The organism is Aminobacter sp. BA135 (genome assembly GCF_050859125.1).
GTDB classification, from domain to species: domain Bacteria; phylum Pseudomonadota; class Alphaproteobacteria; order Rhizobiales; family Rhizobiaceae; genus Aminobacter; species Aminobacter ciceronei.
In genome coordinates this window covers 274,862-289,170 of record NZ_CP139572.1, presented here as the reverse complement: position 1 = coordinate 289,170, position 14,309 = coordinate 274,862, and the positions used below count along the sequence as shown (strand labels likewise).

Here is a 14,309-nt window from a genome sequence, read left to right as displayed (position 1 = left end):
GATTCCCATGACGGCACAGATACTTTCGGCCATTTTCACCATCATCGTCGGCGTCGGCGGTTGCGTCGTCTATTACTGGGGCGCCAACAAGATCCTCGACGCGGTCTTTCCCTCGCGCGGCGTTTCCGGCGCTGCCGCCGTCGACAATCTGCGCCGCCAGGGCCTGATCCGGCCATGGCTGTTCGTCGGCCCGGCGATGCTGATCGTCACCGTCTATCTCGTCTATCCGGTGATCGAGACGCTAAGGCTCTCCTTCATGGACCGCGGCGGCGAAAACTTCGTCGGCCTCGCCAACTACAGCTGGGCCTTCGGCGACCGCGAGTTCCGCAATTCGATCTTCAACAATCTGCTCTGGCTCGCCGTCGTGCCGGCCGCCTGCACCTTCTTCGGCCTGATCATCGCCGTGCTCACCGACAAGATCTGGTGGGGCAACATCGCCAAAAGCCTGGTCTTCCTGCCGCTCGCCATTTCGTTTGTCGGCGCCAGCGTCATCTGGAAGTTCGTCTATGAGTACCGGGCTGAGGGCCAGACCCAGATCGGCATCCTGAACGCCGCCGTGCAGTATCTCGGTGGCAATCCGCAGGTGTGGATCTCGACGCCGTTCTGGAACAACTTCTTCCTGATGGTCATCCTGATCTGGATCCAGACCGGCTTTGCCATGGTCATCCTGTCGTCTGCCCTGCGCGGCATTCCCGAGGAGACCATCGAGGCCGCCGTCATCGACGGCGCCAACCCGTTCCAGATTTTCTGGAAGATCATGGTGCCGCAGATCTGGGGCACGATCGCGGTCGTCTGGACCACCATCACCATCCTGGTGCTGAAGGTCTTCGACATCGTCCTGACCATGACCAACGGCCAGTGGAACAGCCAGGTGCTGGCCAATCTGATGTTCGACTGGATGTTCCGCGGTGGCGGCGACTTCGGCCGCGGTGCGGCGATTGCCGTCATCATCATGCTCGCCGTCGTGCCGATCATGATCTGGAACATCCGCCAGGCCAATCGCGAAGGTGGGGGAGGGCACTGACATGGCCGCTTCAAGCGGAAGATCCTTCATCGGCCGCTTCGGCGTCCACATCGCGGTTCTCGTCTTCGTCGCCATCTGGACCATTCCGACGCTCGGCATCCTGATCAGCTCGCTGCGCGACAAGGACCAACTCATCGTCTCGGGCTGGTGGACGGCGCTGTCGACCTCGTCGCAGACCGAAGCCGGCCGCACCGACGCCGCCGACAAGCAGGTCGAGAAGGACGGCAAGTTCCTGATCATGGGCAATCTGTTCGGTGCCGGTGACGCCCGCACCGTGACCGCCTTCGGCACCAAGGCGCAGCAGCCGACGCAGTTCGAGGCAGGTGCTGCCGCCGACCTCGGCGAGGGCGTGACGCTTCAGGTCAATGACGACGGCTCCTACGTGATGTCGTCGCCCAAGGCCTTCGAGATCACCCGTGGCCAGCGTGTCTATTTCTCGGCCTCGGCGCCGCCACGCTTCACCACGGACAACTACCGTACAGTGCTGTTTTCGGAAGGCATCGGACGCTCCTTCATCAATTCGCTGACGGTCACCATTCCGGCGACGATCATTCCGATTCTGATCGCCGCCTATGCTGCCTATGCGCTTGCCTGGATGCGTTTTCCCGGCCGCGCGCTGCTGATCGCCGTCATCATCGGTCTGCTCGTCGTGCCGCTGCAGATGTCCCTCATTCCGCTGCTCAAGCTCTACAATGGCGTCGGCCTGTTCTTCGGCGTGCCTGCCAAGACCTATCTCGGCATATGGCTGGCGCATACAGGCTTCGGCTTGCCCTTCGCCATCTATCTGCTGCGCAGCTACATTGCCGGCCTGCCGCGCGAGATCATGGAATCGGCGCGTATTGACGGCGCCAGCGACTTCGAGATCTTCGTCAAGATCGTGCTGCCGCTGTCCTTTCCGGTGCTCGCCTCCTTCGCCATCTTCCAGTTTCTCTGGGTCTGGAACGATCTGCTGGTGGCGATGGTCTTCCTTGGCTCGGGCTCCGACCAGCTGGTGCTGACCGGCAAGCTCAACGCCCTGCTCGGCTCGCGCGGAGGCGACTGGGAAATCCTCACCACCTCGGCCTTCGTCACCATCATCGTGCCGCTGATCGTGTTCTTCTCGCTTCAACGTTATTTCGTCCGCGGCCTGCTCGCGGGCTCAGTCAAGGGAGGCTAGCTCAGATGCAAGCCGCAATGCGCAAGTTCGAAAACCCTGAAACCGCTGTCGATCGCGACTGGTGGCGCGGGGCGGTGATCTACCAGATCTACCCCCGCAGCTATCAGGATTCGAACGGCGACGGCATCGGCGACCTCAGAGGCATCATCGACCGGCTGCCGCACATCGCCTCCCTCGGTGCGGATGCCGTCTGGATCTCGCCCTTCTTCAAGTCGCCGATGAAGGATTTCGGCTACGACATTTCGGACTATCTCGACATCGACCCGATGTTCGGCACGCTCGCCGACTTCGACGCGATGATCGCAGAAGCCCACCGCCTCGGCCTCAAGGTGATGATCGACGGGGTCATCTCGCACACCTCCGATCTGCACGCCTGGTTCAAGGAAAGTCGCGCCAGCCGCGACAACCCCAGGGCGGATTGGTACGTGTGGGCCGACGCCAAGCCCGATGGCAGCCCGCCCAACAACTGGCTGTCGATCTTCGGCGGCTCTGCGTGGCAGTGGGACACCAGGCGCATGCAGTATTACCTGCACAACTTCCTCGCCGAGCAGCCCGACCTCAACTTCCACAACCGCGACGTCCAGGACGCGCTGCTCGACGTGACCCGCTTCTGGCTCGACCGTGGCGTCGACGGTTTTCGTCTCGACACCATCAATTTCTACTTCCACTCGGCAGGCCTCGAGGACAATCCGGCGCTGCCGCCGGAACAGCGCAACGACCAGACGGCACCCGCGGTAAACCCCTACAATTTCCAGGACCACATCTACGACAAGAGCCGGCCGGAGAATCTTGAATTCCTCGCCCGTTTCCGCGCCGTGCTCGACGAATATCCGGCGGCTGCGGCCGTCGGCGAAGTCGGCGATTCCCAGCGCGGTCTCGAGGTCGTGGCGTCCTACACCGCCGGCGGCGACAAGGTGCAGATGTGCTACGCCTTCGACTTCCTGGCGCCGGAAAAGATCTCGGCCGCCAAGGTGCGCACGGTGCTCGAAGATTTCGGCAAGGCGGCCAGCGACGGTTGGTCGTGCTGGGCCTTCTCCAACCACGACGTCGTCCGCCACGCCTCGCGCTGGGGCATGGGCGAGGCCGACCGCACCGCCTATCTCAAGGTGATCTCGGCGCTTCTGATGTCGCTGCGTGGTTCGGTCTGCATCTATCAGGGCGAGGAGCTTGGCCTGACTGAGGCGAGCCTCACCTTCGAGGACCTGCAGGACCCTTACGGCATCCGCTTCTGGCCCGAGTTCAAGGGCCGCGACGGCTGTCGCACGCCAATGGTGTGGAATAAGGACGCCGTCAATGGCGGCTTCTCCAAGGCGAAGCCCTGGCTGCCGGTGCCCGCGGATCATCTGGCCAAGGCTGTCGACACCCAGGAGGGTGATGCTGCCTCGCTGCTTGAGCACTACCGGCGCTTCCTGGCCTTCCGCCGTTCACATCCGGCGCTCGCCAAGGGCGAGATCGCCTTCCTCAAGGCAGAAGACGACGTCGTCGCCTTCACCCGTCGCGAAGGCAACGAGGAGGTCGTCTGCGTCTTCAATCTTGGCAGCGGGCCGGCTAACATCGACCTTGGAGGTCGTGGTCTGCAGCCCTTGCCGGGGCATGGGCTCGATGGAAATGCCAACGCAGGCGCAGTCCGGCTCGGTGGCTACGGCGCCTGGTTCGGGCGCTTCGTCTGACTGCAAATTAAGGTACTGGGAGGAAACCATGGCCGATCTAACGCTCAGGGACGTCAAGAAGTCATACGGCAATCTCAACATTCTTCATGGCATCGACCTCGACATCAAGTCGGGCGAGTTCATCGTTTTCGTCGGCCCTTCGGGCTGCGGGAAGTCGACGCTGTTGCGTTCGATCGCAGGCCTGGAGGAGATCACCGGCGGTGAACTGCACATCGCCGGCGAGAAGGTCAACGACGTGCCGCCGTCCAAGCGCGGCATCGCCATGGTGTTCCAGTCCTACGCGCTCTATCCGCACATGACCGTCTACGACAACATGGCCTTCGGCATGAAGATCGCTGGCGAGAGCAAGGCCGAGATCGACAAGCGGGTGCGCGCGGCAGCCGAAATCCTGCAGCTGACCAAATATCTCGACCGCCTGCCCAAGGCGATGTCCGGCGGCCAGCGTCAGCGTGTCGCCATCGGCCGCGCCATCGTGCGCAACCCGAAGGTCTTCCTCTTCGACGAGCCGCTGTCCAACCTGGATGCCGCCTTGCGCGTCGCCACCCGCATCGAGATTGCCAAGCTCAAGGAATCGATGCCCAACACAACGATGATCTACGTCACCCACGACCAGGTCGAGGCGATGACGCTGGCCGACCGGATCGTCGTGCTCAAGGACGGCCGCATCGAGCAGGTGGGTTCGCCGATGGAGCTCTACAAGCATCCCGGCAATCTGTTCGTCGCCCAGTTCATCGGCTCGCCGGCGATGAACATCGTTGCCGGTACCATCGAAAGGACGGGCGAGACGAGCCTTGTCAGCCATGTCGGTGGCCACAAGAGCTCTGTTCCGGTGGCGACGCCCTCTGAGGCCCAGGGCAAGCCAGTCAGCTTCGGCGTGCGACCCGAGGATCTCTATGTTGCGACCGGTGACGACTACCTGTTCGAGGGGCTCGTCGATTATGTCGAGCAGCTCGGCGAGGTCCAACTGGTCTATGTCGACATCGGTCGCGCGGACCAGCCGCTGGTGGCCAAGCTGCCCGGCAATGTCGAGGTCAAGCGCGGTGCCAAGATTCGGCTCGCCGCCAGTCCCGACGAACTGCATATCTTCGACAGTGGGGGTCATTCCTTTGCCCGCCGCCGGCTGACGGCTGCAGCTGCGTAAACGCCTTACCGTCCCCTTTGCGGGGAGGGTGACCCAAAAAGGCCGAGTGTGGGTGAGCGTGGGAACGCCTACGCCCGAACCCACTCGGCTCTGTTGCTCGGCCCTCCCCACAAGGGGAAGGTATGCTGTTCACTCTACCGTCGCCTGTTTCTGCCTGATCGCCGTCCGCCGCTTGGAGACAAAGAACGCCGCGACGAATGTCAGGCTCATCAGCAGCACGATGGTTGGCGCCGGCGCGCTGTCGATGAAGAAGCTGAGATAGACGCCCGACAACGAGCAAGACACCGCCACCAGCACTGACACCATAAGCATGCGCTCGAAGCGGTCGGTGAGCAGGTAGGCGATTGCGCCGGGGGCGATCAGCATGGCAATGGCGATGATGATGCCGACGGCCTTCAGCGCGCCGACGATGGTCAAAGACAGGATGGTCAGAAGTCCATAGTGCAGCAGCTTGACCGGCAGGCCGATGGCCTGCGCGTGCTGTGGGTCGAAGGCATGCAGCAACAGGTCGCGGCGGAAGAAGCCGATGGCACCTGTTGCCACCAGCGCGATGGCTGCCGTCTGGCCGACATCGCTCCAGCTCACGCCGAGCATGTCGCCGAACAGGATATGGTCGAGATGCACGTCGGTCTGGATCTTCGTGTAGAGCACGATGCCGAGGCCAAACATGCCGGAGAAGACGATGCCCATGACGGTGTCTTCCTTGATCCGGCTGTTCTGCTTGAGATAGCCGGTCGCCAGCGCGCAGGTCATGCCGGCGGCAAAGGCGCCGACCGCCAGCGGCAGGCCGGCGATGTAGGCCAGCACCACGCCCGGCAACACCGCATGGCTGATGGCGTCACCCATCAGCGACCAGCCCTTGAGCACCAGGAAGCAAGACAACAGTGCCATTGGCACCGCAACCAAAAGCGAGATGGCGAAAGCCTGCTGCATGAACGGGAAGGCGAAGGGCAGGGCGAGGGTTTCGATCATGGCTGCACCGCATAGGTCGGCGCGCCACGCCACCCCCCTCTGGCCTGCCGGCTATCTCCCCCGCAAGGGGGGAGATTGGTCTCGTCCTCTACGGCGCTCAGTCCTGCAGCGTCGTAAGGACAGGATAAGCCTCGCGACGTTGATGATTGGGCAAGGCGCCGATGCAGGCCTGATCTCCCGCCTTGCGGGGGAGATGGCGGGCACGCCAGAGGGGGGTGGAAAGGAATGAGACCGATCATCATATCCCAGCCTCCAGTTCCAGCCGCGCTCGTCGCCGCGCTGCAAGCAATCCGTGCTTGGGTGCGAAGACGAAGGCGACCAGGAAGATCAGCGTCTGCGCCACCACGATGATGCCGCCGGTCGCGCCGTCCAGAAAGTAGCTGGCATAGGCGCCGACAAAGCTGGTCACGCTGCCGATCGCCACGCTGATGACGATCAACCGGGGAAACCGGTCGGTGAGCAGATAGGCCGTCGCCCCCGGCGTCACCACCATGGCGATGACCAGGAAGGCGCCCACTGTCTGCAAAGCCGCCACCGTCGAGGCTGACAGCAACATGAAAAACAGCACCTTGAGCAAATCAGGGTTCAGCCCGATCGAGCGCGCGTGGTTCTCATCGAAGAAGGCGACCATCAGGTCTTTCCATTTGGCGAGCAGGATCGCCAGCGAAATGCCGCCGATCAGGACAAGCTGCAACGTGTCGGAAGGCGTCACCGCCAGGATGTTGCCGAGCACGATGGTCTGGATGTTTACCGAGGCCGGCGACAGCGAGATCATGAACAGGCCAAGCCCGAAGAAGGAGGTGAAGATCAGCCCGATGATGGCGTCCTCCTTCAGCTTGGTGCGCTGGTTGAGAAACAGCATGGCCCCCGCCGCCAGCCCGCCCGACAGGAACGCGCCGAGCGCGAAGGGCAGGCCGAGCATGTAGGCGCCGGCGACGCCTGGGACAATCGAATGCGAAAGCGCGTCGCCAATCAGCGACCAGCCCTTGAGCATCAAATAGGCCGACAGGAAAGCGCAGACGCCGCCGACGAGTGCAGACACCCACATGGCGTTGAGCATGTAGCCGTAGCCGAACGGCTCGATCAGCGTGGAGATCATTTCCGGCGCCCACCCGATTTGTCGGCGCCGTCATTGCCGTTTCCGTCGCCATAGATGACGAATGGTCGCTCGTCGTCGGTCAGCACCGTCACCTGCCGCGTATCGGCATCGTCATGCAGTTCGGAGCCGCCGAGGATGAACTGGCGCAGCACGCCGCCGAAGGCCTTTTCGAGATTGGCCTTGGTGAAGGTTTCAGAAGTCGGCCCGGCCGCCAGCACCGTCCGGTTGATCAGGACGGCGCGGTCGCAGAAGCGTGGCACGGAACCCAGATTGTGGGTCGACACCAGCATCACCCGGCCTTCGTCGCGCAGGCCCTGCAAAAGCGCGATGATCGCTTCCTCGGTGCGCACGTCGACGCCGGTGAAGGGTTCGTCGAGCAGGATCAGTTCGCCCTCCTGCGCCAGCGCGCGTGCCAGGAAGACGCGCTTCTTCTGCCCTCCGGAGAGCTCGCCGATCTGGCGCTTGCGGAAGTCGGCCATGCCGACGCGTTCGAGCGCTGCGTCCACCGCCTCGCGGTCGATGGCGCGCGTCATGCGGAGGAAATTCATGTGGCCATAGCGGCCCATCATGACGACGTCCTCGACTAGGACGGGAAAATTCCAGTCGACTTCCTCGCTCTGCGGCACATAGGCGACGAGGTTTTTTCTCAGTGCTTCGCGTGCCGGCTGGCCTAAAATCTCGACGCTGCCTGACGCCAGCGGCACGAAGCCCATGATCGATTTGAACAGGGTCGACTTGCCCGAGCCGTTGACGCCGACGAGCGCGGTGATGGTGCCGCGCGGAATGGCGAATGAGGCGTTGCGCAAGGCGGTGTGGCCGTTGCGGTAGGTCACCGAGATATTGGCGACTTTGAGCCCGTCGCCCGGGGCGGCCTCCGCCTGGGGCCGCCCTTTCATGGGTGCAGTCATTGGGTCAGTCCCTTGACGATGGTCTGAGTGGTGACGCTCAACAGGTCGAGATAGGTCGGCACCGGGCCGCTCTCATCGCTCAGCGAGTCGACATACAGCACGCCGCCATATTTTGCCCCGGTCTCCCGTGCGACTTGCTCGGCAGGCTTCGACGACACGGTGCTTTCGCTGAACACGGCCGGAATGCTGTTGGCCTTGACGAGATCGATCACCTTGCGCACCTGCTGGGGAGTACCTTGCTGGTCGGCATTGATCGGCCAAAGATAGACCTCCTTCAGCCCGAAGTCGCGCGCCAGGTAGGAGAAGGCGCCTTCACTGGTGGCGAGCCAGCGGCGCTCGGCAGGGATGGTCTCGATGGCCTTGTGAATGGGCGCCACCGTCGCCTTGATCTTCTCGGCATAGGCGGCGGCGTTCCTGGCGTAGACCTCGGCGTTTTCAGGGTCTTTCTCGGCGAAGGCCTTGCGAATGTTCTCGACATAGATCAGCGCCGCCTCTGGAGACATCCAGGCATGCGGGTTGGGCTTGCCGGTATAGGGGCCCTCGGCGATGCCCATCGGCACAACGCCATCGGAGACGACGGCCTGGCTGACGCCGTCGAGGTTTTCGAAGAACTTCTGGAACCACAGCTCGAGGTTCAGGCCGTTCCACAAGACGAGGTCGGCCTTCTGGGCGCGCAGGATGTCGCCCGGCGTCGGCTGGTAGTTGTGAATCTCGGCATTGGGCTTGGTGATCGATTCCACCTCGGCTGCGTCGCCGGCGACGTTGCGGGCGATGTCGGCGATCACGGTAAAGGTGGTCACCACCTTCATCTTGCCGCCCGCCGCGCTGTCCTGAGAGCAGGCCGAAAGCCCGAGCGCCGCCGCAAGCAGAGCGATGGCGGCGAAGGTGGTGCGAAGTGCTGTCATGGAAATCCCGTTTCAGAATGCCGCACCGAAGGGGCGGCAGCTACGGTGCCTTACCTAATGGCAGTTGGTGCGCCTGTCAATGCAATTGCAAATCGTTTGCAAGTAGAGGTGTGACTATCGCCTGCTGAACCTTCCGAAGTGGCCTTGTTGCGCGGGCGACGGCAATCAGGATGGTCGATGCGTGGATAGCTTGTTGACGCTTTTAGCTTCTTCTTAGCTCCTACAGATCGGCTATGCCGCGATCCGTCACACCCTCCCGCTCTGCCCTGCCGGGCATCTCCCCCCACATGGGGGGAGATCAGGCCTGCATCGCCGCCTCGGCCGATCGCCAGCGTCGCCAACATCTCAGGGCCTTTTGATGCAACGTGGCAGAATAAGCGCCCCCGGCGACGAGACTAATCTCCCTCCTTGTGGGCGAGATGGCCGGCAGGCCCGAGGGGGCGAAGGATCGCGGCGGGGAGGGGGTGGCTTCGTAAAGCGCGGGCCGTCTTCCACTTGCTCCCACGCGGGGGACACGCATCGCCCCACTTCACCTGGGGATGAACGGCGACATAATCTTTTGCAACTGAGTGTCATCTGGCACATAGTCGCGCCATGACGAAGACGCCTGTGAAACATGCCCCCAAGAAGCCGGACTACGAGAAAGCGCTGCGCAAGGCGGGCATCCGCATCACGCGGCCGCGCAAGATCATCCTTGGCATTCTGGGTGAAACTGAGGACCATCCCGACGCGCTGGAGATCTTCCGCCGCGCCGAACAGGTCGACAAGAGCATCTCGCTTTCGACAGTCTACCGCACCATGAAGTTGCTCGAGGAGATGGGGGCCATTCACCGCCATGCCTTCGAGGGCGGGCCATCGCGCTTCGAGCAGGCCGGCGGCGATCACCACGATCATCTCATCGACATGGACACCGGCGACGTCATCGAATTCCGTTCCGATCGCATCGAGCAGCTGCAGCAGGAAATCGCCCGCCAGCTCGGCTACGACATCGTCCATCACCGGCTCGAGCTCTACGGCCGCCGCCGCAAGGATTGATGACGCAAGGTCAGGCCACGACGAGTTGATCGTCCGGCGACAAGGCGCGTCGGGCGGCGAGTTGACCTCGGCAAAAGCGCGGTCAATCATGCCGCGTCTTCGACGACAGCAATCAGCAGACAGGACCAGCGACCATGGAAAAAGCCGAAATCGGACTGATCGGATTGGGCACGATGGGCTCGAACCTGGCGCTGAACATCGCCGAAAAAGGCCATCGTATCGCCGTCTTCAACCGCACTCCGGCCCGCACGCAGGCGTTTGTCGAATCGGCAGGCGCCTTGCGCGACATGGTCGTGCCCTGCGGCTCGATCGAGGAACTGGCCGCCGCCATCCGCCCGCCGCGACCGGTCATCATCATGGTGCTGGCCGGCGATCCGGTCGACCAGCAGATCGCAGCCCTGCGCCCGGTTCTGGCCGCCAACGACATCATCATCGATGCCGGCAACGCCAATTTCCGCGACACGATGCGCCGCTTCAAGGAGCTCGACGGCTCGGGCCTGACCTTCATCGGCATGGGCGTTTCGGGCGGCGAGGAGGGTGCGCGTCACGGCCCCTCGATCATGGTCGGCGGCACGCCCGAATCCTATGCCCGCGTCGAGGACGTGCTGACCGCGATTTCGGCCAAGTACAAGGGCGAGCCCTGCGCCGCCTGGCTCGGGCCGAACGGCGCCGGCCATTTCGTCAAGACCATCCACAACGGCATCGAATATGCCGACATGCAGATGATCGCCGAGATCTACGGCATCCTGCGCGACGGGCTGTCGATGACGCCGAAGCAGATCGCGCCGGTCTTTGCCGGCTGGAACAAGGGCCGGCTCGAATCCTACCTGATCGAAATCACCGCATCGGTGCTCGAAGCCGACGACCCCAGGACCGGAAAGCCGGTGGTCGATATCATCCTCGACCGCGCCGGCCAGAAGGGCACCGGCAAGTGGTCGGTGATCGAGGCACAGCAGCTTGGCATCCCGGCGACAGCCATCGAAGCGGCGGTCGCGGCACGCGTGCTGTCATCGATGAAGGATGAACGGCTGGCGGCGGAAAAGGCCTACGGCGCCAACACGCTGAAATTCGCCGGCAACAAGGACGAGGTACTCGGCGATTTCGAGCTTGCACTGTTTGCCGGCAAGATTGCTGCCTATGCGCAAGGCTTCGCCGTGATGGCCGGCGCGTCGAAGGAATTCGGCTGGAACCTGCCGATGCCGACCATCGCCAAGATCTGGCGCGCCGGTTGCATCATCCGTTCGCAGTTCCTCGACACCATCGCCGAAGCTTTCGGCAAGGCCGATCCGTCGACCAATCTTTTGATGGTGCCGGCCTTTGTCGAGATCATGGGCAAGGCGCATCCGTCGCTGCGCCGCATCGTCGCCCGCGCCGCCGAGTCCGGGCTGCCGGTGCCGGCGCTGTCGTCGGCGCTGGCCTATTTCGACGGCTATCGCCAGGGTCGCGGCTCGACCGATCTCACCCAGGCGCAACGCGATTTCTTCGGCGCTCACGGCTTCGAGCGTATCGACGAGCCGGGCGCGCACCACGGGCCGTGGGGTAGCGGCAGTTAACGTCCTCAGGGAAGTGTCGGGCAGCGCTGCCCCTCATCCGCCCGCCGACAGCGTCTCCCGGTGAATGGGGAAACGGGAAGCTGCCGCGACGCGGCCCCCTCGCCACGTATACGGGGAGAGGGCTGCTCAGGTGGTGCCGTCTTTTCCTGATCCGGGTGTCTCGTAGGCCTCGACCGCCTTGGGCTTGCTGAGGCTCTGCAGGGCACCGATGTCGCGCCCGGCGATGCGGCCGAGCACGGCGCGGGCGAGTTCGGCGCCCGCCAGCCGCACGTCTTCGTTGACGACATAGAGCTGCGGCCTGAGCAGATGCAGCAGTTTTGACGATTGCTTGGAAACGATGTCGACGTCGTGGCCGATCCGGAAGCGGGCCTCCTCGATGCCGGCGACCAGCGCGAAGGTGCCGGCCCCCGCGCCGCTGACGAAGGCATCTGGACGGTTGGGTCGGCGCATCAGCTCGACGGTCTGCTTGCGGATGTCCTCGATGGAATGGTCGACGGTGGCCATAGGGAACGGCACTTCGCTCAATCCGTGTTCCATCAGGGCGTCAGCGAAGCCGTCGCGCATGTGGTGGTAGTAGCTGAGGTTCGAGGGCGGGGCGAGCAGCGCCAGGCGCTTGCGCCCTAGGGCTGCGAGCTTCTTCACCGCCTCGATTGAATAGGCATGGTTGTCGAAATCGTGGAACGCATGGTCGATGCCCATATGGGTGCGGCCATGGGTGGCAAAAGGCATGCCGCGCTCGGTCATGTAACGCACACGTTTGTCGTCGGGTTCGGTGCGCGAGATGATGACGCCGTCGGCCGACGCCGTCTCGACGACATAACGCACCGGCTCCAGCGGATCGTTGTTGCGCGAATAGGGTGTCACCACCAGGTGATAGGGTGTCTGCGCCAGCGCCTCGGAGATGCCGTAGATGAGGTCCGAGACGAAGCCGCCGACCTGCTCCTCGGTGTCGAGCACCAGGCTGATGACATTGGTCTTGCCGGTGCGCAGGCGCACGCCGGCGCGGTTTGGCCGGTAACCGATCTGGCGGGCGACGAGCTGCACGCGCTGCCTGGTCGCCGCGCCGATTTCGGGGGCGTCCTTGAGCGCGCGCGACACGGTCGTGACGCCGAGGCCGGTCATGAAGGCGATGGTCTTCAGCGTCGGCGGGTTGGCCTCGCCACCAGCGGCCTGGTCGGCATTTTCATCCGGCGGTGTCTTGTCGTTCATGCCCATTGCCCCACCGTGATCCCTGCTTGGCGCATATCGCATTTGCATGATGGACCTGACAAGCGCTTTCCTGCAAGAAGTGTAACGTTTCAGATTGTGCTAATTCACGGTGTTTTTGGAGAGCCCCCACGGTCGCCGGCTCAGGCGTGACCGTGCGCTGCAAAATGACTGTCGACTGTTGATTCATCTGCATGATTTGCTTGGAAATGCTGCATTGCGGTGCGATTTTCCAGCGCAAACATGGCTGCTGCTTCTCCTGGCTTTAGTTCGGCTCGCGAAGAAAATATCGCACACCCATTGCAGCGACCAAAAACTTCGCCTAACGTCCATACCTGTAACGTTTCAGATTCAGGGAGGAGTACGATGCGTTATAGGCTGACGACAGCTGCATTCGCAGCGAGCGTCGTGTTTGGGGCTGCAGGTTCAGCCTCCGCGACCGATCTCGAAGTAACGCACTGGTGGACCTCCGGCGGCGAGGCGGCGGCAGTTGCCGAACTCGCCAAGGCCTTCGATGCCACCGGCAACAAATGGGTCGACGGCGCCATCGCCGGTTCTGGTGACATCGCTCGCCCGATCATGATCGGGCGCATCACCGGCGGCGATCCGATGGGCGCAACCCAGTTCAATCATGGCCGCCAGGCGGAAGAACTCGTCCAAGCTGGATTGATGCGCGATTTCACCGAACTGGCACAGAAGGAGGGCTGGACAACGTTCATCCACCCCAAGAGCCTGCTCGACGGCTGCACGCTGGACGGCAAGATCTACTGCGTGCCGGTCAACATCCATTCGCAGCAGTGGCTATGGCTGTCCAACAAGGCCTTTGCCGACGCCGGCGTGGCGGTACCGAAGAACTGGGACGAGTTCGTCGCAGCGGCCCCGGCGCTGGAAAAGGCCGGCATCGTGCCGCTTGCCATCGGCCAGCAGCCCTGGCAGACGACGCTTGCCTTCCAGGTCATCCTCGTCGCACTTGCCGGTCCGGAAACGTTCCAGAAAGTGTTCGGCGACAAGGACGCGACTTTGGCTGCCGGCCCCGAAATGGCCAAGGTCTTCGCCGCCGCCGACCAGGCGCGCCAGATGTCGGCCAAGTCCAACGTTCAGGAGTGGAACCAGGCGACAAGCATGGTCATCAACGGCAAGGCCGGCGGGCAGATCATGGGTGACTGGGCCCAGGGCGAGTTCCAGGTCGCCGGCCAGGTTGCCGGCAAGGACTACACCTGCCTGCCCGGCCTTGGCGTCAACGAGATCATCTCGACCGGCGGCGATGCCTTCTACTTCCCCAAGCAGACCGATCCCGAGAAGGCCAAGGCACAGGAGGCACTTGCCTCGGTGATGCTGTCGCCGGCGACCCAGGTTGCCTTCAACCTCAAGAAGGGCTCGCTGCCGGTACGTGGCGACGTCGACCTCAACGCCGCCAACGACTGCATGAAGAAGGGGCTGGAGATCCTCGCCAAGGGCAACATCATTCCGGCGCCCGACCAGTTGATGTCGGCCGATGGCGTGACCCAGGTCAACGACCTGTTCGTCGAGTTCTTCGCCAACAAGGAGCTTTCGGCAACCGAAGCACAGAAGCGCTTCGCCGAAATCATCGCCGCTGCGGACTAGGGTGGGGCTTCCGGGCTTCCCGACCCGCGCCTTGC

General features: G+C 63.3%; 12 protein-coding genes. 7 read left to right on the top strand and 5 right to left on the bottom strand.

What is annotated here, in order from left to right; translation table 11 throughout:
* Positions 1 to 7: 7 nt before the first annotated feature.
* From SLT36_RS01465 to SLT36_RS01450, 4 genes are read left to right on the top strand one after another with little or no spacing between them, the layout of a single operon-like run.
* Positions 8 to 1,024 carry a carbohydrate ABC transporter permease gene (locus SLT36_RS01465; protein ID WP_067965784.1) on the top strand — a complete coding sequence of 339 codons (1,017 nt, stop codon included), beginning with the start codon at positions 8 to 10 and terminating at the stop codon, positions 1,022 to 1,024.
* 1 nt (position 1,025) lies between these two features.
* Positions 1,026 to 2,180, top strand: coding sequence for a carbohydrate ABC transporter permease (locus tag SLT36_RS01460; protein ID WP_432285487.1), 1,155 nt, complete (start codon positions 1,026 to 1,028; stop codon positions 2,178 to 2,180).
* A 17-nt stretch (positions 2,181 to 2,197) separates the two neighbouring features.
* Complete coding sequence (locus SLT36_RS01455; protein WP_432285485.1) at positions 2,198 to 3,850, top strand: alpha-glucosidase; 1,653 nt, start codon at positions 2,198 to 2,200, stop codon at positions 3,848 to 3,850.
* Positions 3,851 to 3,878: 28 nt separating this feature from the next.
* Positions 3,879 to 4,991, top strand: a complete 1,113-nt coding sequence (locus tag SLT36_RS01450; RefSeq protein WP_432285483.1) for an ABC transporter ATP-binding protein — start codon at positions 3,879 to 3,881, stop codon at positions 4,989 to 4,991.
* Positions 4,992 to 5,120: 129 nt separating this feature from the next.
* On the opposite strand, the gene SLT36_RS01445 is transcribed toward SLT36_RS01450, so the two are convergent.
* The 4 genes from SLT36_RS01445 to SLT36_RS01430 form a co-directional block, all read right to left on the bottom strand.
* A complete protein-coding gene (locus SLT36_RS01445) occupies positions 5,121 to 5,963 on the bottom strand; it encodes a metal ABC transporter permease (RefSeq protein ID WP_432285481.1) in 843 nt (280 codons plus the stop codon).
* Between the two features lie 238 nt (positions 5,964 to 6,201).
* Positions 6,202 to 7,062 carry a metal ABC transporter permease gene (locus SLT36_RS01440; RefSeq protein WP_432285479.1) on the bottom strand — a complete coding sequence of 287 codons (861 nt, stop codon included), beginning with the start codon at positions 7,060 to 7,062 and terminating at the stop codon, positions 6,202 to 6,204.
* Positions 7,059 to 7,970 carry a manganese/iron ABC transporter ATP-binding protein gene (locus tag SLT36_RS01435; RefSeq protein WP_432285477.1) on the bottom strand — a complete coding sequence of 304 codons (912 nt, stop codon included), beginning with the start codon at positions 7,968 to 7,970 and terminating at the stop codon, positions 7,059 to 7,061. The genes SLT36_RS01440 and SLT36_RS01435 overlap by 4 nt, the downstream gene beginning before the upstream one ends.
* Entirely contained in the window at positions 7,967 to 8,779 is an 813-nt protein-coding gene (locus tag SLT36_RS01430; protein WP_432288211.1) for a metal ABC transporter substrate-binding protein, read from the bottom strand. Before SLT36_RS01430 ends, SLT36_RS01435 begins: the two co-directional genes overlap by 4 nt.
* A 690-nt stretch (positions 8,780 to 9,469) precedes the next feature.
* Between SLT36_RS01430 and SLT36_RS01425 the strand changes: the two genes are divergently transcribed.
* Complete coding sequence (locus SLT36_RS01425; protein ID WP_067954969.1) at positions 9,470 to 9,910, top strand: Fur family transcriptional regulator; 441 nt, start codon at positions 9,470 to 9,472, stop codon at positions 9,908 to 9,910.
* A 134-nt stretch (positions 9,911 to 10,044) separates the two neighbouring features.
* Positions 10,045 to 11,463: an NADP-dependent phosphogluconate dehydrogenase gene (gene gndA / locus SLT36_RS01420; RefSeq protein ID WP_432285475.1), complete on the top strand. Its 1,419-nt coding sequence runs from the start codon at positions 10,045 to 10,047 to the stop codon at positions 11,461 to 11,463.
* Positions 11,464 to 11,589: 126 nt separating this feature from the next.
* On the opposite strand, the gene SLT36_RS01415 is transcribed toward gndA, so the two are convergent.
* On the bottom strand, positions 11,590 to 12,678 hold the full coding sequence (locus SLT36_RS01415; RefSeq protein ID WP_432285473.1) for a LacI family transcriptional regulator: 1,089 nt from the start codon (positions 12,676 to 12,678) through the stop codon (positions 11,590 to 11,592).
* Between the two features lie 357 nt (positions 12,679 to 13,035).
* On the opposite strand from SLT36_RS01415, the gene SLT36_RS01410 reads away from it, so the two are divergent.
* The gene (locus SLT36_RS01410; RefSeq protein WP_432285471.1) at positions 13,036 to 14,274 is read left to right on the top strand and encodes an ABC transporter substrate-binding protein; all 1,239 of its coding nucleotides are present in this window, start codon (positions 13,036 to 13,038) and stop codon (positions 14,272 to 14,274) included.
* The last annotated feature ends 35 nt before the right edge of the window (positions 14,275 to 14,309 follow it).

Coding starts and splice junctions, on each gene's coding strand:
- SLT36_RS01440 (WP_432285479.1), bottom strand. CDS start 7,062: ATGATCTCCACGCTGATCGAGCCGTTCGGCTACGGCTACATGCTCAAC.
- SLT36_RS01430 (WP_432288211.1), bottom strand. CDS start 8,779: ATGAAGGTGGTGACCACCTTTACCGTGATCGCCGACATCGCCCGCAAC.
- SLT36_RS01435 (WP_432285477.1), bottom strand. CDS start 7,970: ATGACTGCACCCATGAAAGGGCGGCCCCAGGCGGAGGCCGCCCCGGGC.
- SLT36_RS01465 (WP_067965784.1), top strand. CDS start 8: ATGACGGCACAGATACTTTCGGCCATTTTCACCATCATCGTCGGCGTC.
- gndA (WP_432285475.1), top strand. CDS start 10,045: ATGGAAAAAGCCGAAATCGGACTGATCGGATTGGGCACGATGGGCTCG.
- SLT36_RS01455 (WP_432285485.1), top strand. CDS start 2,198: ATGCGCAAGTTCGAAAACCCTGAAACCGCTGTCGATCGCGACTGGTGG.
- SLT36_RS01410 (WP_432285471.1), top strand. CDS start 13,036: ATGCGTTATAGGCTGACGACAGCTGCATTCGCAGCGAGCGTCGTGTTT.
- SLT36_RS01460 (WP_432285487.1), top strand. CDS start 1,026: ATGGCCGCTTCAAGCGGAAGATCCTTCATCGGCCGCTTCGGCGTCCAC.
- SLT36_RS01445 (WP_432285481.1), bottom strand. CDS start 5,963: ATGATCGAAACCCTCGCCCTGCCCTTCGCCTTCCCGTTCATGCAGCAG.
- SLT36_RS01425 (WP_067954969.1), top strand. CDS start 9,470: ATGACGAAGACGCCTGTGAAACATGCCCCCAAGAAGCCGGACTACGAG.
- SLT36_RS01450 (WP_432285483.1), top strand. CDS start 3,879: ATGGCCGATCTAACGCTCAGGGACGTCAAGAAGTCATACGGCAATCTC.
- SLT36_RS01415 (WP_432285473.1), bottom strand. CDS start 12,678: ATGGGCATGAACGACAAGACACCGCCGGATGAAAATGCCGACCAGGCC.